17 protein-coding genes are annotated in these 19,064 nt (G+C 72.2%); 8 read left to right on the top strand and 9 right to left on the bottom strand.

Going from position 1 to position 19,064, the window contains the following annotated elements; all coding sequences use genetic code 11:
- Positions 1-235: 235 nt before the first annotated feature.
- The 3 genes from ABZ854_RS09190 to ABZ854_RS09180 form a co-directional block, all read right to left on the bottom strand.
- Positions 236-1,348: an ATP-binding protein gene (locus ABZ854_RS09190; RefSeq protein ID WP_361206632.1), complete on the bottom strand. Its 1,113-nt coding sequence runs from the start codon at positions 1,346-1,348 to the stop codon at positions 236-238.
- The gene (locus ABZ854_RS09185) at positions 1,345-2,085 is read right to left on the bottom strand and encodes a response regulator transcription factor (RefSeq protein ID WP_129306611.1); all 741 of its coding nucleotides are present in this window, start codon (positions 2,083-2,085) and stop codon (positions 1,345-1,347) included. Before ABZ854_RS09185 ends, ABZ854_RS09190 begins: the two co-directional genes overlap by 4 nt.
- 109 nt (positions 2,086-2,194) lie before the next feature.
- On the bottom strand, positions 2,195-2,872 hold the full coding sequence (locus ABZ854_RS09180; protein ID WP_361206629.1) for a spermidine synthase: 678 nt from the start codon (positions 2,870-2,872) through the stop codon (positions 2,195-2,197).
- A gap of 169 nt (positions 2,873-3,041) precedes the next feature.
- On the opposite strand from ABZ854_RS09180, the gene ABZ854_RS09175 reads away from it, so the two are divergent.
- Both ABZ854_RS09175 and lon read left to right on the top strand, forming a co-directional pair.
- The gene (locus ABZ854_RS09175) at positions 3,042-3,830 is read left to right on the top strand and encodes a rhomboid-like protein (protein ID WP_361206626.1); all 789 of its coding nucleotides are present in this window, start codon (positions 3,042-3,044) and stop codon (positions 3,828-3,830) included.
- A 120-nt stretch (positions 3,831-3,950) separates the two neighbouring features.
- Complete coding sequence (gene lon / locus ABZ854_RS09170; protein WP_361206623.1) at positions 3,951-6,371, top strand: endopeptidase La; 2,421 nt, start codon at positions 3,951-3,953, stop codon at positions 6,369-6,371.
- Between the two features lie 88 nt (positions 6,372-6,459).
- Here the strand turns inward: lon and ABZ854_RS09165 are convergent, their stop codons facing one another.
- Positions 6,460-7,284 (bottom strand): lysozyme, encoded by an 825-nt coding sequence (locus ABZ854_RS09165; RefSeq protein WP_361206620.1) that lies wholly within the window; start codon positions 7,282-7,284, stop codon positions 6,460-6,462.
- Positions 7,285-7,527: 243 nt separating this feature from the next.
- Between ABZ854_RS09165 and ABZ854_RS09160 the strand changes: the two genes are divergently transcribed.
- Positions 7,528-8,040, top strand: coding sequence for a MarR family transcriptional regulator (locus tag ABZ854_RS09160; protein ID WP_361206829.1), 513 nt, complete (start codon positions 7,528-7,530; stop codon positions 8,038-8,040).
- Between the two features lie 191 nt (positions 8,041-8,231).
- Here ABZ854_RS09160 and ABZ854_RS09155 read toward each other — a convergent pair whose 3' ends face one another.
- Positions 8,232-9,020 (bottom strand): hypothetical protein, encoded by a 789-nt coding sequence (locus tag ABZ854_RS09155; protein ID WP_361206617.1) that lies wholly within the window; start codon positions 9,018-9,020, stop codon positions 8,232-8,234.
- Positions 9,021-9,405: 385 nt separating this feature from the next.
- On the opposite strand from ABZ854_RS09155, the gene ABZ854_RS09150 reads away from it, so the two are divergent.
- The 5 genes from ABZ854_RS09150 (at position 9,406) to ABZ854_RS09130 (ending at position 15,460) form a co-directional block, all read left to right on the top strand.
- The gene (locus ABZ854_RS09150; RefSeq protein ID WP_361206614.1) at positions 9,406-12,579 is read left to right on the top strand and encodes a nitrate- and nitrite sensing domain-containing protein; all 3,174 of its coding nucleotides are present in this window, start codon (positions 9,406-9,408) and stop codon (positions 12,577-12,579) included.
- Entirely contained in the window at positions 12,576-13,073 is a 498-nt protein-coding gene (locus ABZ854_RS09145) for a roadblock/LC7 domain-containing protein (RefSeq protein WP_361206611.1), read from the top strand. Before ABZ854_RS09150 ends, ABZ854_RS09145 begins: the two co-directional genes overlap by 4 nt.
- The gene (locus tag ABZ854_RS09140) at positions 13,070-13,498 is read left to right on the top strand and encodes a DUF742 domain-containing protein (RefSeq protein ID WP_361206608.1); all 429 of its coding nucleotides are present in this window, start codon (positions 13,070-13,072) and stop codon (positions 13,496-13,498) included. Before ABZ854_RS09145 ends, ABZ854_RS09140 begins: the two co-directional genes overlap by 4 nt.
- Positions 13,479-14,123, top strand: coding sequence for an ATP/GTP-binding protein (locus ABZ854_RS09135; protein ID WP_361206605.1), 645 nt, complete (start codon positions 13,479-13,481; stop codon positions 14,121-14,123). The genes ABZ854_RS09140 and ABZ854_RS09135 overlap by 20 nt, the downstream gene beginning before the upstream one ends.
- Before the next feature lie 89 nt (positions 14,124-14,212).
- The gene (locus tag ABZ854_RS09130) at positions 14,213-15,460 is read left to right on the top strand and encodes a styrene monooxygenase/indole monooxygenase family protein (protein WP_361206602.1); all 1,248 of its coding nucleotides are present in this window, start codon (positions 14,213-14,215) and stop codon (positions 15,458-15,460) included.
- A gap of 97 nt (positions 15,461-15,557) precedes the next feature.
- Here the strand turns inward: ABZ854_RS09130 and ABZ854_RS09125 are convergent, their stop codons facing one another.
- The 4 genes from ABZ854_RS09125 to ABZ854_RS09110 form a co-directional block, all read right to left on the bottom strand.
- Positions 15,558-16,583, bottom strand: coding sequence for an NlpC/P60 family protein (locus ABZ854_RS09125; RefSeq protein WP_361206599.1), 1,026 nt, complete (start codon positions 16,581-16,583; stop codon positions 15,558-15,560).
- A 111-nt stretch (positions 16,584-16,694) separates the two neighbouring features.
- Positions 16,695-17,024, bottom strand: coding sequence for a hypothetical protein (locus ABZ854_RS09120; RefSeq protein WP_361206596.1), 330 nt, complete (start codon positions 17,022-17,024; stop codon positions 16,695-16,697).
- 10 nt (positions 17,025-17,034) lie between these two features.
- Positions 17,035-17,685, bottom strand: a complete 651-nt coding sequence (locus tag ABZ854_RS09115) for a helix-turn-helix domain-containing protein (protein WP_361206593.1) — start codon at positions 17,683-17,685, stop codon at positions 17,035-17,037.
- A gap of 339 nt (positions 17,686-18,024) precedes the next feature.
- The gene (locus ABZ854_RS09110) at positions 18,025-18,963 is read right to left on the bottom strand and encodes a diiron oxygenase (RefSeq protein WP_361206590.1); all 939 of its coding nucleotides are present in this window, start codon (positions 18,961-18,963) and stop codon (positions 18,025-18,027) included.
- Between the last annotated feature and the right edge of the window lie 101 nt (positions 18,964-19,064).

The raw sequence follows: 19,064 nt of genomic DNA, 5'->3' as shown, positions 1-19,064 counted from the left end.
CGCCCCCGAGCCGGTGAAGGTGAGGTCGAGCAAGGTCATCGTCGCGTAAGTCACACCGGAATCCCTGTTTCAGGGCTTGAAATGGCGGGAAACAAGTGAGGTTCCGCATGTGAGAGCGAATACGAGGGTGTGCCGCGCCGGGTCCGGCGCCCATGCGTCCCGGACCTGTGCCTGATCACACGGGCCCGACAGTGCGGCCCTTCGTGGATCTTGCGGCTCCGGTTCGCACTTTACGTCAACTTGGCACAGAAGACAGTCCCGGAAGTGTGACGATGATCCGGCAGCCGCGGTCGGATTCGGCCACACCGATCCGGCCGCCGTGCAGATCCACCGCCCACCGGGCGATCGCCAGCCCCAGCCCCGTCCCGCCGTCGCTGCCGGGGCCGTGCGGCCGGGTCACCGCACCCCGGTTGAACCGCTCGAACACCCGGTGCCATTCCGAACGCGGGATGCCGGGGCCCTCGTCCAGGACCTCCAGCACCAGCGACTCCGGCTGCGGCCCGCGCCGCGCCTTCAGGGTGACCCGGCCGTGCGCGGGACTGTGCTTCACCGCGTTGTCGACCAGGTTCGCGACGACCTGGTGGATGCGCTCGGGGTCCGCGTGCGCGGTCAGCTCCGGCGGGGAGACGTCCAGGTGCAGGTGTACGTCAGTCCGCGTGTGACTGCCCGAGCCCGACGCCATGCCGGCCCGCGCCGAGGCCACCATGTTGGCCTCCTTCAGCACGCCCGACAGGTACGGCCACACCTCGAACCGGCGCAGCTTCAGCGGTACGACGCCGTTGTCGAGGCGGGAGAGGTCCAGCAGCGTCTCCACCAGCCGGCCCAGCCGCTCCGTCTGCTTCAGCGCCGTCCGCATGGTCTCCGGGTCGGCCTGGGTGACCCCGTCGACGATGTTCTCCAGCACCGCCCGCAGCCCCGCGATCGGGGTCCGCAGCTCGTGCGAGACGTTCGCGACCAGCTCCTTGCGCTGCCGGTCCTGCGCCTCCAGCTCGTCGGCCATGACGTTGATCGTCCCGGCCAGCCGGCCCAGCTCATCCCGGCGGTTCTCCTTCGCCCGGCGCGTGTAGTCGCCCTGCGAGATCGACCGGGCCACGGCGTTCATCTCGTCCAGCGGCGAGGTGAGCGAATGCGCCACGAACTGCGTGATGAGCAGCGTGGCGATCATCGAGAAAACCGTGATGAAGCGCAGCTCCGTCTTGGTGTGCACCGCGACGATCGACAGACCGGTCGTGATCAGCACGGAGACGACGACCAGCGTGCCCAGCTTCGTCTTGATCGAGAACGGGCGTACGCCGCCCCAGGGATGCTCCCCGGGGCTCCTCCGTGCGGCCTCACGCCCCTCGGTCATGGCGTCGGCGTCTCCAGCGCGTACCCGACACCGTGCACCGTACGGATGCGCTCGGCGCCGATCTTCCGGCGCAGCGCCTTGATGTGGCTGTCGACGGTCCGGGTACCGGAGGCGTCCGCCCAGTCCCACACCTCGGCCAGCAGCTGCTCCCGCGAGAGCACCGCGCGCGGGGTGTTCGCCAGGCACACCAGCAGGTCGAACTCGGTCGGCGTCAGGTGGACGTCCTCCGACTTCACCCGCACCCGGCGCTGCGCGTGGTCGATCTCCAGCTCACCCAGGCGCAGGATGCCCGAGCGCGGGGTGGAGGCGGCGATCGCCGCCCGCTCCACGCGCCGCAGCAGGACGTGCACCCGCGCGGCCAGCTCCCGCATCGAGAACGGCTTGGTCATGTAGTCGTCGGCGCCGACCCCGAGACCGACCAGCATGTCGGTCTCGTCGTCCCGCGCCGTCAGCATCAGCACCGGCACCGGGCGCTGGGCCTGCACGCGTCGGCAGACCTCCAGGCCGTCGAAGCCGGGCAGCATGATGTCGAGGATCAGCAGATCGGGCTGCCAGGCCTCGGCGGTGTCGACGGCCGAGGGGCCGTCGGACGCCGTCTGCACGAGAAAACCCTCGGCGCGCAGCCGGGCCGCGATGGCGTCGACGATCGTGGGGTCGTCCTCGACGACCAGCACCCGGCGCTGCGCGCCCGGGGTGGTCGTGGCCGCGCCGGTCTGGGAGGTGTGTGTCTGCTCCATCGCCCGCCCCTGTTGCTTTCCGGAATCCGTGGGGTGATCCCATGACTGCGATTGACGCTTGAATGATCCGCGTCACGGCAGCACATTACGGGGATCGACCGCGCCGTCGCTATCCAGGGCCGACGGCAAGGTGTACCGCGTCCGGAACGCCCCGGGCAACGGGCACCTCTTCGGTACGCACCTGCCGGAACCCGGCATTCCGCAAGGTTCCTTCAAATTCCGGAGAGGGCTCGGCCGACCATACGGCGAGCACCCCGCCCGGCCTCAACACCCGTGCGCAGGCGGCGAGTCCGGCTGCCCCGTAAAGGCTGTCATTGTCCTCGGTCACGGTCCAGCCCGGGCCGTTGTCGATGTCGAGGCACAGCACGTCGAACGTGTCCGATGTCTCATGGACGTACGAGACGAGGTCCGCCACGACGATCCGCGTGCGCGGGTCCGCGAGCGCGTCGGCGGACAGCTCCGCGAGTGGCCCGTCCCGGTGCCAGCCGACGATGGCGCTCTCCCGCTCCACCACCGTGATCCGCCCCCACCGCGGATCCGCCGCCGCGTGTGCGAGCGAGAAGCCCACGCCCAGCCCGCCGATCAGCACCTCCGGCTCCGGCCGCCCGTCCAGCGCCCCGTACGCCGCGTCCACCAGCAGCCGCTCCGAGCGGCCGTCGGAGGTGTCCATCAGGAAGCAGCCGTTGGCGATGATCTGCAGCAGCGCGCCGTGTCTGCGCAGCACCACCTCGCCGTACGGTCCTTCGCGGCGGTCCAGGACCACGGGAATGTCATAGGCGGCAGTCATGGTTGCCATCATCACGGACAACGCACTGTGACCGCACCGGCATTCAGCGTGCGCCACTGGGGCTCGCGGGGCTTCTGAGGTTGCTGTGAATCCGTTCGCGTGTGGCGAAGACCGTGGACAGGGGCTCGCCCCGCGCCGAAGGGTGGGGGCCCTGAACGGAAGGAGCGCCGTGGAACGCACCGCGACGAGCCCCGCGCCCCCCGCCCCCGCGGGCGCCCCCCTCCTCGACGGCGTGCCCCGCCAGCGAGGCACGGCACTCCCGGCGCCCCCGCCCCCTGAGGCCCGCCCCCGCCCCTGGCGCCTGCTCCCGACCCCCACGGGCACGCCCTTCACGTTCGCCTACGCCACAGTCCTCGCCGTCACCTCGGTCATCGCCACCCACGCCGGCCCGGAGCTCGTCCACGCCCTCTACCAGGACTCCAGCACCGACGTCGCCCACCTGGTGCGCACCCCCGTCCTGGTCCTCCTGGCGAGCGCCCTGTGGATCGCGGGCGGCATCCTCTCGCCGTACGCCCTCGCCTTCGTCCTCGTCCTCACGGCCCTGGAACGCCGGATCGGCGGCGCCCGCGCGGCCTGCGTCTTCCTGGCGGGCCACGTCCTGGCCACCCTCGCCACCGAGGTCCCGGTAGGCCTCGCAGTCCTAGCCGGTCACCTCCCCACCACCTCCCTCCACCGCCTGGACTACGGCATCAGCTTCGGCGTTGCAGCGAGCGTCGGCGCCCTGGCGGGCCTCCTGCGCCCGTGGCTGGGTTGGCCCCTGCTGGCCCTGACCGGCGGCCTCCTCCTGAAGGACCTCTGGGCCTTCCAGGACCCCATGACCAACTGGGGCCATGTGATCGCCCTGTCGATAGGCATGTCGACGTGGTCCTTCCTCCGCCGGTGGGCTGCAGCGCCCCGGAAGGGGCGCGGGGAACTGCGCGACCGGCCCCGACGCACCCGCACCCGCCCACGGCGCTGACAACACACCTCACACACCGCCAGACAAGCGATCGCTCACAGCGAACACCGGAGGGGGAACACCACTCACCCTCAGGTAGTTGAGTCGGCATAGCTCAACTTCACTGCCAAAGGGGAGACCATGTCGACTGAGCACACCCCATTCACCCTCGTCCTCCCGGTGCTGCCGCTGGACAGCGAAGTCGTCCTGCCCGGCATGGTGGTCCCGCTCGACCTGAGCGACGGCGACGTGCGGGCCGCCGTGGAGGCCGCCCAGGCCGCCGCCCGCGACGAACCCGGCAAGCCCAAGGTGCTGCTCGTCCCCCGCATCGACGGCACGTACGCCACGACCGGTGTACTCGGCACCGTCGAGCAGGTGGGCCGGCTGGCCGACGGCGACCCCGGCGCCCTGATCAGGGGCCGCGGCCGCGTGCGGATCGGCGCGGGCACCACCGGACCCGGCGCCGCCCTCTGGGTGGAGGGCACCCGGATCGACGAGAGCGTGCCGGACCCGCTGCCCGGCCAGGTCGCCGAACTCGTCAAGGAGTACAAGGCCCTCGCCACCGCCTGGCTGCGCAAGCGCGGCGCCTGGCAGGTCGTGGACCGCGTGCAGGCCATCGACGGCGTGTCGCAGCTCGCGGACAACTCCGGCTACTCGCCGTTCCTGACCACCGAGCAGAAGGTCGAACTGCTGGAGACCGCCGACCCGGTCGCCCGCCTCAGGCTCGCCACCCAGCAGCTGCGCGACCACCTCGCCGAGCAGGACGTGGCCGAGACCATCGCCAAGGACGTCCAGGAGGGCGTCGACAAGCAGCAGCGCGAGTTCCTGCTGCGCCGCCAGCTCGAAGCCGTCCGCAAGGAGCTGCGGGAGATCAACGGCGAGCAGGACGGCGAGGAGTCCGACGACTACCGCGCCCGCGTCGAGGCCGCCGACCTGCCCGGGAAGGTCCGCGAGGCCGCCCTCAAGGAGGTCGACAAGCTGGAGCGGGCGAGCGACCAGTCGCCCGAGGGCAGCTGGATCCGTACCTGGCTCGACACGGTCCTCGAACTGCCGTGGAACGAGCGGACCGAGGACGCGTACGACATCCAGGGCGCCCAGGCGGTCCTGGACGCCGAGCACGCGGGCCTGGAGGACGTGAAGGAACGCATCACCGAGTACCTCGCGGTCCGCAAGCGCCGCGGCGAACGCGGGCTCGGCGTGATCGGCGGGCGGCGCGGGGGCGCGGTGCTGGCGCTCGTCGGACCGCCCGGCGTCGGCAAGACCTCGCTCGGCGAGTCCGTCGCGCACGCGATGGGCCGGAAGTTCGTGCGCGTGGCCCTCGGCGGCGTCCGCGACGAGGCCGAGATCCGCGGTCACCGCCGTACGTACGTCGGCGCGCTGCCCGGCCGGATCGTCCGCGCGGTCAAGGAGGCCGGCTCGATGAACCCGGTCGTCCTGCTCGACGAGATCGACAAGGTCGGCTCCGACTTCCGCGGCGACCCCGCGGCGGCCCTCCTCGAAGTCCTGGACCCCGCCCAGAACCACACCTTCCGCGACCACTACCTGGAGGTTGAACTCGACCTCTCCGACGTCGTCTTCCTCGCCACCGCCAACGTCCTGGAGGCCATCCCCGAGGCCCTCGCCGACCGCATGGAGATCGTCCGCCTGGACGGCTACACCGAGGACGAGAAGGTCGTCATCGCCCGCGACCACCTGCTTCCGCGCCAGCTGGAGCGGGCGGGCCTGGACGCGGACGAGGTCACGCTCGACGAGAGCGCCCTGCGCAAGCTGGCCGGCGAGTACACCCGCGAGGCGGGCGTGCGCACCCTGGAGCGCTCGATCGCCCGGCTGCTGCGCAAGGTGGCGGCCCAGCACGAACTGGGCGACCGTGAGCTGCCGTTCACCGTCACGGACGCCGAGCTGCGCGCCCTGATCGGCCGGCCGCACCATGTGCCCGAGTCGGCCCAGGACCCGGCCGAGCGCCGTACGTCCGTGCCCGGCGTGGCGACGGGGCTCGCGGTCACCGGGGCCGGCGGCGACGTGCTGTTCGTGGAGGCGTCCCTCGCCGACCCGGAGACGGGTGCGGCGGGCCTGACCCTGACCGGTCAGCTGGGTGACGTGATGAAGGAGTCCGCGCAGATCGCCCTGAGCTTCCTGCGCAGCCACGGCGCCGAGCTGGAACTGCCGGTCGCCGACCTGAAGGACCGGGGCGTGCACATCCACTTCCCGGCGGGCGCGGTCCCCAAGGACGGCCCGAGCGCCGGCATCACCATGACGACGGCCCTCGCGTCCCTGCTCTCCGGCCGCCTGGTCCGCACGGACGTGGCGATGACCGGCGAGGTGTCCCTGACGGGCCGCGTGCTGCCCATCGGCGGCGTCAAGCAGAAGCTGCTGGCCGCCCACCGCGCCGGGGTCACCACGGTGATTATTCCCAAGCGCAACGAGCCCGATCTGGACGACGTCCCGGCGGAGATCCTGGACACGCTCGACGTCCACCCCGTCACGGACGTCCGCCAGGTCCTCGAACTGGCCCTCGCACCGGCCACCAACGGTGCGGAGGCCGAGGTCCCGGCCGCGGCGTGACGGACGCGGCCGGCAGACGGAGGCCCGGGTCCCGTGAGGGAGGCCCGGGCCTTCGCCGTACGGCCGTGGGGTGGTCGTCGGCGGTGTGTCAGCCGAGGGCGAGTGCCTGCACCCGGTCGAGGGCGCCGTTGAACTTGTCGTGGTCGCCGACGGTCGGACCGGACGACGTGTACTGCCACATCGTGTAGTAGCCCCAGCCGGCCGGCAGGGTCCCCGGGGCGGAGGAGTAGCGGGCGATCCACAGGGGGTTGTAGGCGGCGAAGCCGCCGTAGTTGCCGGTGCACTGGGTCCACCAGCTGGTGGCCGTGTAGATGACGGCGTCACGGCCGGTGCGGGCCTTGTACTGGTTGAGGAAGTCGCGGATCCAGCTGACCATGCCGCTCTGCGACTTGCCGTAGCAGGCGGCGCCGTACGGGTCCCACTCGATGTCGAGGACGCCGGGCAGCGTCTTGCCGTCGCGGGACCAGCCGCCGCCGTGGTCGACGAAGTAGTTCGCCTGGGTGGCGCCGCCGGTGGTGTCCGGGGTCGCGAAGTGGTAGGCGCCGCGGATCATGCCGACGTTGTAGGAGCCGTTGTACTGCTGGGCGAAGTACGGGTTGGTGTAGTACGTGCCTTCCGTGGCCTTCGTGTACGCCCAGCGGACCCCGCTGTTCCACAGGGTGCTCCAGGCGACGTTGCCCTGGTAGCCGGCGACGTCGACGCCCTCGGTCTGGGTGGCGTCGCTGCTGGTGGGCGTGCCGCTCCTGCCGTCGTGGGCGAGGACCCCCATGCCCAGGTGGGCGGTGCCGCGGGCGGGCGTGGTCGCGGCGTGGGCAGGGGTGAGCGGGAGGGTGAGCGCGAGGGCCGCGAGCAGCGTGGTCACGAGGGCCGCGAGGCCGCGGGGGCGGATGGTGCCGGGTCTGTGCACGGGCATGACGTGCCTCCGGGGAGGGGTGGGGGGATCCGTGTGGGGGGGATCCGTGAGAAGTGACCGGTAACCCACTGGCGTGGGCATGCCATGTGTTGACTGACCCTGACGCTACGCACGTAGATGACACCCGGGAAGGGGGTCCGGGAGCTGCCGTTGGTCTACGCCTGCGAAATACTGGCGGAGCTGCGGCAATGTGGGCGTTTGACGGAAACTTTCATGACTGCGAAACCGATCAGGGGTGCTGACGTGCACGAGGACGGAAACGGCGGTGGACCGCGCCCCGGCGCGGAGGTGGCGCCGAGTGGTGCAGACCAGGAATTCCTGTCGCTGGAACGCGAGTTGACCGTACTGCTGCGCCGCGCCCGGGCCAGCCAGGGCGAGATGGCCCGCGAGGTGCACCCCGGCCTGGAGTCCTCGGCGTACGGCCTGCTCATCCGCCTCGACGAGCTGGGCGGGCAGCGCGCCACCGACCTGGCCGCCTACATCGGCGTCGGCAAGGCCACCATGTCCCGGCAGCTGCGCGCCCTTGAGGAGCTGGGTCTGGTCGCCCGGGAGCCGGATCCGGCCGACGGACGGGCCTGGCTGGTGACACTCACGGACGTGGGCCGCGGCCGCGTCGGCAAGGTCCGCGAAGCCCGCCGCGCCCGCTACGTCAACCAGCTCGCCAACTGGGACCGCCGCGAGGTCGCCGAACTCGCCCGCCTGCTGCACGAGCTGAACGGCTCCTGGCGCACCGGCCCGCACCACACCCACGCGTAGGACCTGTCCGGCGGATCTTCGTGGGCCCGCGACGCCTGGCACGCCCTCTCGCCGCACGCCCGAATCACTCAAGTACGTCCAGTACGAGGGCGATCCGGGCGCACGCCGAGAGCACGCACCAGACGCCGCGGGCTGCTCCACGAAGATCCGCCGGACAGGCCCTAGCCGCCGCCCGGCGGACCGGCGGCCGCTCACAGCTCCACGAGGGCCGCCGTCGCGTCGTCGTGCGTCTTGCTGCGGCCCAGGTGCACCCGCGCCTCCCGGTCGGCCGCCTCCAGCCGCCGTACCCGCTCGACCAGGGACCCCGCGCCCTCCTTCTGGACGACGTCGAACAGGTCCGTCCAGTCGCCCTCGCCGAACTTCTCCGTCCAGCGGGCCGCCCCGTCCGAGAGCGCGACCAGCGCGCCGACCTCCCGGCGGGGCAGCGCGCCGACGACCGCCCGGGCGGCCACGGCGGGGTCGGCGGCGGCCGTGAAGAAGCCGCCCTCCCGGTTGCGCAGGGTGGCGTCGACGAGCGCGTCCGTGGCCAGCGCGGAGCGGGGCAGCCGGGCGAGGCGGTCGTCGAGGACGGGCCTGACCGCGCCGCCGGGGGCCCGCAGGAGCAGCACGGAGTCGGACAGGACCAGGTACTCCACCGTGTCGGCGGACCAGCGGGCCACGACCACGGTTGCCTGCGGCGTTCGCGCGTGAGAAAGGTCACAGGTGTCCGCGTGGGCGTCGGCGGTGCGGCCGATCGCCCGCGCGAGGATCTCGGCCAGGGTCAGATCCCGGCAGGAAACGGTCAGTTCGGTCAGCGCCCCGCCGAGCCGCGCCGTGTACCAGGGAACGGGATGCAGACACCCCGTCGCACCCCCGGGCGGCGTCACCCCGTCCAGCACGACCACGCAACCTCCCTGTCCGGAGGCGGGTAGTCCGACACCGGCCCAGTCCTCGTTGGGGCGGGCCGCGTCACCGGGTTCCGAAACCAGATCAGTACGCATCCGGCCAGTCTGCACGACCTCTTCACCAGGTTCGCCAAAGGCCGGCAAGCGCCCGCCGAATTGCCACGACCCCGCAGGTCAGGCGCCTGATTTGGGGTGGAATGACGCACTCCGGGCGAGCGTGGTGGCGAATACTGCCAAAGCCTGCCGCGCGCGTCCAACCGGCCCGCCGTACAAGGGCGTCGCACACGCCACCGGAACTTGCCCGCCAACTCTCCTCCGATGTTCACTCCTTCGGGTGGCGGGTCAGGTGATGCGCGACCACTGCCCACCGGCGCTGGGAGGGTCGGGAACCGTACGAACCGGGTGTACGCACCACTTGGCACCGTGCTGACGGGGCGCCATCCGGGCCCCTGGGGAGACGAGTTCAGGATTGCGAGCACCGGTGCAGAAGAAGCGGCCTCGGCGCACAGGCAGGCAGACGGCCCCCGAAGGGACCGGTGAGCAGCCGCCCGTCGGCGCCGGCCGCCCGACCCATGTGCGCACCCGGCTCATCGTCGCCGTCGCCGTGGTCGCCGCGGCCGTCGCCGGAGCCGGCGCACCGTCCGTCCTCACCGCCTCCTCGGACCTCAGCGACTCCCAGGACCTGGTGACCCTGGCCACCCGCACCCAGGACGCCCTGACCCTCGCCCACTCCCTCGCCGACGAGCGCGACGAGGTCACCTCCTACGTCGCCGCCGGCCGGCCCAAGGCCAAGGCGCCCTCCGAGCAGCGCAGCGCCCGCGTCGACCGCCAGGTCGAGGACCTGCGCGCCGACACCGACACCCCGGCCGCGCTGCGCCACGACCTCGACGGCATCGCCGCCGTACGGCGCTCCGCCCTCACCGGCAAGACCGACGCCCTGCGCACCCACCAGGCGTACTCGGCTCTGATCACCGAGCTGCACCGGATGGCCGGCGAACTGGCCGAGCAGATGCCTCCCCGCGCCGGTTCCGGCGCCTACGCGCTCGCCGAACTGGACTCCGCCGTCCAGCAGTCCGCCGCCGCGCGCGGCCTGCTGCTCGCCGCCCTGAACGTGCCGACGAGCACCAGGACGGTGTTCGACCCCGTCACCGGTCTGCCCGGCACCACCACGACCACCACCGCCGCCGACCGCAAACAGCGCGACGCGCTCACCGCCGCCGCCCAGCAGGCCCGCCTGCGCTCCGACGCGGCCGTCGCCGACTTCCGCGAGACCGCGCCCAGGGCGGCGGTGGACTCCTACGACTCCACGGTCACCGGCCCCGAGGTCAACTCCGCCGACACCTACCTCGCCAGGCTCACCGACCAGCCCACCCTCGCCGACAGCGAGCTGACCACCAGCACCAAGAAGCTGGACGCGGCCCTGTCCGCCCGGGTCGACCTGATGCGGGGCGTGGAGGCCGCCCTCTACGACCACCGCACCAAGGACCTCGAAGCGCTCCGGGACGACGACGTCACCGCGCTGGAGATCCGGATCGCCGTCCTCGGCGCCCTGATGCTCGTCGCCGTCGGCCTCGCCACCGCCATGGCCCGTACGCTCACCCGCCCGCTGTCCGTGCTGCGGCGCGGCTCGGCCCGGCTCGCGGAGTCCGACGACCCGGCGGCCCAGGACCCGGTCACGTTCACCGGCCGCAACGACGAGTTCGCCCAGGTCGTCCGGTCCGTCAACGCCCTGCACGGGCACGCCGTCGCCCTGCACCAGCGGGTTGCCACCCTGGAGGCCGACCGCAAGCACCTGGTCGGCCAGCGGCAGCGGATGGCAGACGCCCGCGAGGCGCTGCAGGCCGAACTGTCCGACGCTGCCGACCAGCTGCAGCGGCTGCGCACCAGCATCAGCGGCACCTTCGTCAACCTCGCCCTGCGCACCCTGGGCCTGGTCGAACGCCAGCTCGCCGTCATCGAGGGGCTGGAGGAGCGGGAGCAGGACCCCGACCGGCTCGCCACGCTGTTCAAGCTCGACCACTTCGCCACGGTCATGCGCCGCCACAGCGAGAACCTGCTCGTCCTGGCCGGCACCGAGCACGTCCAGCAGCACCCGGGCCCGGTGCCGCTCGTCGACGTGGTCCGCGCGGCGGTCAGCGAGATCGAACGCTACGAGCGCGTCCGCATCGCGGCCCTCCCGCCCCACGCCCACGTGGCCGGCTTCGCCGCGGACGACCTCTCCCACCTGCTCGCCGAACTCATGGAGAACGCCACCTCGTTCTCCCCGCCCGACCTGCCCGTCGAGGTCTCCGGCTGGCTGCTGGAGTCCGGCGAGGTCATGCTCTCCGTCCAGGACGAGGGCATCGGCATGGCCGCCGAGCGCCTGGACCGCCTCAACACCCGCCTCGCCGAGTTCGACCCCGAGGCGCCGTACGACCAGGAGGGCGACGACGGTCTCGGCCTCGGCCTCTACGTGGTGGCCCGGCTCGCCCACCGCCACGGCGTCCGCGTCCAGCTCCGCGATCCGAAGCAGGGGGGTGTCACGGCGGTCGTCGTCCTGCCCCAGTCCCTCCTCACCGGCCCGCCCACGGCCGCGGTCCCGCCCCCGGCGACGGCCTCCGGCACCACCCACACCTTCACCCTCCCCGGCGCCGAGTCCGAGGCCAACTCCAACGTCCTCCACGCCCGCCCCAAGTCCGTCGACCCCCTGGTAGCCCTCGCCGAACACACGGTCCGGCAGGCGGGGGAACCTGCGGCGCCCGAGGGGGCCGGGGAACTCGGGGAGGCCGGGGAACCGGCGACGACCGACGAGCTCGGGGAGGCCCAGAAGGCGGGGGAGGCCGGAGGACCGGCGACGACCATCGAGGTCGGAGAACCCGAGAAGGCCGGTGAGGCCGGGGAGTCTGGGGTACCGGCGGCGACCGACGAGGTCGGAGAACCCGAGAAGGCCGGTGAGGCCGGGGAGTCTGGGATACCGGCGGCGACCGACGAGGTCGGGGACGCCGAGAAGGCTGGGGTCCCCCGGGAGGCCGGGGGACCGGCGGCGATCGAGGAGCTCGGTACCCCGAGGGTTTCCGACGGGCAGGAACCGGCCGCCGCCCCGACCCCGGTCACGGACGCCCGCGCGCGGCCGGAGTCCCCCGAGGAGCCGTCCGCCCGGGAGCCCTCCCGCCCGAAGGCCCCGCCGGAGACGTTCGCCGAGACGACGATGGAACTCTTCCTCCCGGACCTTGCGGCCCCCGGGCAGCCCGAGGAAGCGGCAGAGGCCGGGGACGGCCCGTCCGCCTCGTACCACGCGCACCCCGCTGTCCCGGCCCCCGCCATCGGCGAGCCTGCCGCCCCCCACCACGTGCCCGCGGCCGCCGGCGGTGAGGTCGCCCCACAGGGGCCACCCGCATCCGACGACGAAAGCCGCACGGGTGGTGCGGGTGGGAACGAAGACCGCGCCGAAGCCGAAGGCGAGGCGCTCACCAGCAAGGGCCTCCCCAAACGCACACCCAGGATCACCGCACCCACCGCCCCGCCCCGCCAGCGCCCCGCGTCCCTCGACGCCGAAGCCCTCCGCCGCAGGCTCGGCGGCTTCCGCCAGGGAGCGCAGGCCGGCTACCGGGCCGTAGAAGAAGAGAACCGCACCGAACCAGTCACGGGGGGCCCAGCCGAGGAGGCAAGCAGTTGACCGCGCCCAGTACCTATGGACTGAGCAGTGAAGCCCGCAACCTGCACTGGCTGCTGACCAACCTGGTCGAGGAAGTACCCGGCATCCAGTCCGTCGCCGTCGTCTCCTCCGACGGCCTGCTGCTCCTGTCCTCCGACCCCGTCCGCACCCAGGCGTCCCGCGAGGCCCGCCCGGCACGGGGCCCCCGCGGCTCCTCCGCCGACCTCGCCACCATCGTCTCCGGCATCGGCAGCCTCACCCTCGGCGCCGCCAGGCTGATGGACCTCGGCGGGGTCAAACACACCATGGTCGCCATGGACGAGGGCAGCCTGTTCGTGATGTCCATCAGCGACGGCTCCCTCCTCGGCGTGCACGGCTCCGCGGAGTGCGACATGAGCGTCGTGGCGTACCACATGGCCCTCTTCGTCGGCCGCGCCGGCCACGTCCTCACCCCCGAACTCCGCAGCGAACTGCGCCAGTCCCTGACGTCCGAGCCCACCGGGAGCACCCGATGAGCGGCCCCGCGAGGAACACGCGCAAACACCTCCCCGTGCGCGGCGGCGCCCGCAAGCCCGCCCGCGTCCGCCCCTACTCGCTGACCGGCGGCCGTACCCGCTTCGGGCACGTCCTGCTGGTGGAGACTTTCGTCGGGAGCACCGCCGCTCTCGAAGCCCCCGAGGAACGCCGGGAACTGACGAGCGCGCCGGCGTCCCGGGTCATGCCGGAGATGCGGGCCATCGTCGAACTGTGCCGCCGCATGCGCACGGTGGCCGAGATCGCCGCGCTGCTGAGGATGCCGCTCGGTGTGGTCCGCGTCCTGCTGAGCGACCTCGCGGACCAGGGAAAGATCCGTGTGTACGGCACCGGGACCGGTCACGGCACCGGCCGCCCGGACCGCGCGCTGCTGGAAAGGGTGCTGAGTGGACTCCGTCGTCTCTGACGCCGCTCCTGGCGTCTCCCCGCTCGTCGGCCCCGAGCCCGACGAGAACCTGCGGTCCTGGCAGACGGACCCCACGCGGGCTCCGATCGCCACGAAGATAGTCGTGGCCGGCGGCTTCGGCGTCGGCAAGACGACCCTGGTCACCGCCGTCTCGGAGATCACTCCGCTGCAGACCGAGGCGCTGATGACCGAGGCGAGCGAGGACACCGACGACCTCACCGCCACGCCGGGCAAGCTGTCCACCACCGTGGCCATGGACTTCGGCCGCATCACGCTCGACGACGACCTGGTGCTCTACCTGTTCGGCACGCCGGGCCAGCAGCGGTTCTGGTTCATGTGGGACGACCTGGTGCGCGGTGCGATCGGCGCCGTCGTGCTCGCCGACACCCGCCGGCTGAAGGACTGCTTCCCCGCGCTGGACTACTTCGAGAGCTGCGGCATGCCGTACGTCGTCGCCGTCAACCACTTCGACGGCACCGAGCGGTTCGAGCCGGAGGACGTGCGCGAGGCCCTGACGATCCCCCCGCACGTCCCCGTCATGATCATGGACGCGCGACGGCGGATCTCGGCCATCGAGACCCTCCTGGCCCTGGTGGCCCACGCCCTGGACGAAACCCCCGAGTAGTCACGGGCCGGGCCACCGTCCGGGCCCCCGCACCCCACCGTCGTACCAAGCCTTCGCAGCAAGCCCCGCCCCGTAGGAGACGCACCCGCATGCGGAAGATACTCGTCGTCGGAGCCGGCCAGTCCGGCCTCCAGCTCGCCCTCGGCCTGCAGTCGCACGGCTACGAGGTCACCCTGATGTCCAACCGGACCGCGGACGAGATCCGCTCCGGCCGGGTCATGTCCACGCAGTGCATGTTCGACACGGCCCTGCAGCACGAGCGCGATCTCCAGCTGAACTTCTGGGAGTCCCAGGCCCCGAAGATCGAGGGACTCGGCGTCTCGGTCGCGGCCCCCGGCTCGCACGACCCCGGGCCGACCCAGCGGGCCATCGACTGGGTGGGCAGGCTCGACGGCCACGCCCAGTCCGTCGACCAGCGGGTGAAGATGGCCGGCTGGATGGAGACCTTCGCCCAGCGCGGCGGCCAGCTGGTCATCCACGGCGCGGCCGTCGGCGACCTCGACTACTTCTCCCGCACCTACGACCTCGTCCTGGTGTCCGCCGGCAAGGGCGAGCTGGTGTCGATGTTCGCCCGGGACGCCGAGCGCTCCCCGTACAGCGAGCCGCAGCGCGCGCTGGCGGTGGCCTACGTCCACGGGCTGGGCCCGCGCCCCGAGCACCCCGACTTCCACGCCGTGCGTTGCAACCTGGTCCCAGGCGTCGGCGAGCTCTTCATCATGCCGACGCTGACCACCTCCGGGTCGGCCGACATCCTCTTCTGGGAGGGCATACCCGGCGGCCCGCTGGACGCCTTCGGCGGGATCAAGGACCCGGCGGAACACCTCTCCCTGACCCTGGAACTCATGGAGAAGTTCACGCCGTGGGAGTACGCGCGGGCCACCAAGGTCGAACTCACGGACGCCGGTGGCACGCTGGCCGGCCGGTACGCGCCGACCGTCCGCAACCCGATCGGCCGCCTCCCGGGCGGCGGCCTGGTCCTCGGCGTGGCCGACGTGGTCGTCGCCAACGACCCCATCACCGGCCAGGGCTCCAACTCGGCCTCCAAGTGCGCCGCGGCGTACCTCGCGTCCATCCTGGAGCGGGGGGAGGAACCGTTCGACGAGGAGTGGATGCGGGGGACGTTCGACCGGTACTGGGCCACGGCGCAGCACGTCACCAAGTGGACCAACGCGATGCTGGCGCCGCCGCCGGAGCACATCCTGAACCTCATCGGAGCCGCGGGGGAGTTGCAGCCGGTGGCTGATCGGTTCGCCAACGCGTTCAACGACCCGGCCGACTTCGAGAACTTCTTCTATGAGCCGGAGAAGTGTCAGGCGTACCTCGCTTCGGTGGCCTGATCGCCGTAGGGGCGGCGGCTGTTCGGTGGCTGCCGGCGAGTTGTGGCTTGTCGCGCAGTTCCCCGCGCCCCTAGGTGGGCTGCCCTTGGCGTGGGTGTCAAGGGCGGACCGCGCCCAGGACCGGATAGCTTGCCAGGGGTGAGACCTTGACCTTTTCTCCCGGGCGAGGGGCCTGGACCACCTGCCTGTCGCCGATGTAGAGGGCGACGTGGGTGGCCTTGGGGTAGTAGACGATGAGGTCGCCCGGGCGGAGTTGGTCGAGGGGGATTTTCGGCAGGTGGGACCACTGGGCCTGGCTGGTGCGGGGGATGGGGGTGCCGGCGTGGGTCCAGGCCTGGGCGGTCAGGCCTGAGCAGTCGTACGACGCCGGGCCCTGCGCTCCCCACGCGTACGGCTTGCCGACCTGGGCCAGGGCGTAGCCGACCGCACGCCGGGCGGCCGGGGTCGGGGGGCGGTCGTCGCCGCCGAGGGCGCCGGAGGTGGTGAGGCTGCGCTGGGCGTCGGTGACGCCGGCCTGCTCCAGCTTCGCGATCTCGCTGAGCTGCTCGGGGGTGAGGGTGGCCAGGAGGCGTTCGATGTCGCCGAGCCTGGCCTGGACGTCGTCCCGTGCCTTCTTCTGCTTGCCGGCCAGGGTGAGCTGGGTGTCCAGGGCCTTGCGGGCGGCCTTGGCCAGGGTGTCCTGCTTCTTCTCGGCGCCGGTCAGACGGCCCACGGTCCGGGTGCGCTGCTCGGCGAGTTCGCCGATGACATGGCCTTCGTCCAGGGCGTGCTGGGGGTCGGGGGCGAGCAGGAGGCGGACGTAGGGGGAGATGTCGTCGGCACCCTGGTACTGCTGGCGGGCCAGTTGCCCGACGGCGGTCCGGCTGTCCTGGAGGGAGAGGCGGGCGTGGGCCAGGGCGGCGTCGAGGCGGTCGACCTCGGCGCGCTGCTGTGTGAGCTTCTCCTGGGTGCCGTCGTAGGTCTGGGTGGCCTCCTCCGCCTGCTGGTACATCCGCTGAAGGTCCGTCAGCAGTTGGGCGACGGTCCGCTGCGGCTGGGGTGCGGCGACCGCGGGGACCGGCGCGAGGGCGGCCTGGGCCGCCATCGCCGCCGTACAGGCCAGACGGAGAAGCACTCCTGACACGTCATCACCTCCGGTGCGGGGAGGCGGCTTTTCCGCTTCCCGGGCACCGGCAGCTTGGGCACGGGTCCGCGCGGTCCGCGCGGCGAGCGTGCGCGGTCCGGCGTAATAGTGTCACCCGTCGGTGTCGTCCGGCTTGCCGGACGGCGTGGTGTCCGGCCCCGGCGCCGATGGCCGGGGCTCCGGCCTGGACCAGGGCCACCTGAGCCTTCCGCCGTACTTGTCATCGGGGTCGTAGAGGTACTTCCAGCCCTGGACCAGGCCCAGCCGCTTGCTGTGGCCCCTGGGCACGCGGTGGTAGACGAGCACGGCGGGCGGGCCGCCCGCCGCGTCGGGGACGGGGATGCGGTACGTCTTCGGGGGGTGCCCGGTGGGGCCCAGCAGGACCGGGAGCACCCGGCCGTCCATGGGTCCGCCCTCGAAGGGGGTGTCCTGGCTTTTCACGGCACCAGTCTCAGACATCCTCGGCGAGCGCGCCGACCAGCTCGGCGGTCTCCGGGTCGCGGGCGGCGGTCACCGTGAGCATCGCGACGAACTCGTCGACCAGCCAGTCGCGCAACTCGTCGGCCGGGGGCTGCTTGTCCTCGTCGAGCCAGATGAGGGAGGCCGCCTCGACGGCCGTGATCCATACCCGGACGGTCATGCGCAGGCGCGGGCCGGGGTCAACGACGCCGAGGTGGTTGTGGATGTGCTCGGCGGCGGAGCGGCGTACGCCGTCCACCGTGGCGGTCGTCCGGGACGTCTCCACCACGCTGCCGCCCTGGAGGAGGGCGCTGAAGCCGGTGTCGTGCTGGTCGACGAAGGCAAGGTAGCGGTCGAGGGCGCGGGACAGGCGGGGGAGGAGGGGGCCCTGGCGGGGTTCGGCGAAGCAGTGCTGGAGTTCCTCGGCGGCGGATCCGAGCGCGGCCTCGTACAGCTGCTGCTTGCCGCCTGGGAAGTAGCGGTACACCAGGGGGCGGGAGACTCCGGCCGCCTCCGCCACGTCGTCGAGGGAGACCTCCTCTGGGGCGCGGTGCGCGAAGAGGGAGAGCGCGGCGTCGAGGAGCTGGGTACGGCGCTCCTCGACACTGAGCCGTCTGTAGGCGGGAGTCGCGGCCGGGGTCATGCCCGTCAGCGTAGTCGCCTGCGGCGTGCGGGACCGTTCTCACCTGCGGCCCGGTGGGGGCTGGTCGCGCCCACGCGGCGGAGCCGCATACGGATACAGCCCCGCGCCCCCCTCGGGGCACTGCCCCCGTCTGTGTCGTCTTCGCCCGCGGGCGCGTTGGGGCTGGTCGCGCAGTTCCCCGCGCCCCTTTCGGGGCACGTCGCAGCCCTGCCGTACGTAGCTGCGGGCATGCGTGCCTCTTCCAGTGCCTCAAGGGCCCGGGGGACCCCCAGGGCGGCACGCGTGGGCGCAGCGGCACCCTGCTGGCGCCGGGGAGCGACCCCCCCCGGGCCGTCCCGCCTACGCCAGCAGGCCCGAGGACCTCCACAGGCGGCGGCCGACACCGCGGAGGACGCCGATGTCGTCCAGGAAGTCCGTCAGCCGCTTCGAGCCGGTCTGCATGACCTCCTGGCGGTGCCCGCTCGCCTTCACCTGGGCCATCGCCTCCCGCTTGTCCAGCCCCACGTTCGCGTACACGTCGGGATTCACGAACGCGACCGAGAACACCCGGGCGAACTCCCCGGACGTGACCCGGGTGAACTCCTGGGACCACTTCGGCGCCGTAAGCATCTGCCGGCGCAGCTCCTCGCGGGCGTACCGCACGTGCCGGGCCTCCTCGACCACATGGATGCGCGTGACGCCCCGGATCAGCGGCTGCACCCGCTCGTCCGGGAACGTCAGCCGCTGCATCCAGTCCAGCACCTCCTCACCGAGGAGCGTGGCGGTGAAGGACCCGGGTGTCGTGGATATGGTCTTGAACAGGCGCCCCAGGTTCTGGTGGGCCCGGCTCACCGGGTACCAGGGCGTCCCGCCCCGCGAGATCACCCGCGCGAACATCTTCGAGTGCCGGCACTCGTCCTCGATCTCGGTCAGCGCGTACCGCACGTGCGCGCTCGTCGCCGCCTTGTCGTAGATGTGCCGGACGAGCAGCTGCATCAGGATCAGCTCGAACCAGATGCCGAGGGAGGCCAGCGCCGCGGCCTCGTGCTGGGAGAGCAGGATCCGCTGCTCCTCGCTCATCCGCTTCCACATCGGGGTGCCGTACAGCGACACCAGCTCCGGCGGCCAGAACCACTTGCCCTCCTCGAAGGGGGCGTCCCAGTCCAGCTCCTTGTCCGGGTCGAAGGAGTGCTTGGCGGAAGACACGAGCAACCGTTCGGCCACCTGTTCCCGGTCCTTGAGCAGGCCGAGCGCGTCGCGCAGCCCGTCGAGAGCGTCCGCTTCCGTCACGGTCGTCATGGATTGCTCACCTCGTTGCCCGGGGGTATGTCGTCCGCCTCTTATGAGACTGCTTGTCAGCAAGCTCGTCAATCCCCTGCGCGCCACTTGTTGACTGTTCG

This window comes from Streptomyces sp. NPDC047028 (assembly GCF_040644095.1).
In the GTDB taxonomy this organism is placed as follows: Bacteria; Actinomycetota; Actinomycetes; order Streptomycetales; family Streptomycetaceae; genus Streptomyces.
The sequence above is the reverse complement of the archived record's forward strand: the minus strand, read 5'-3'. Positions and strand labels throughout refer to the sequence as shown.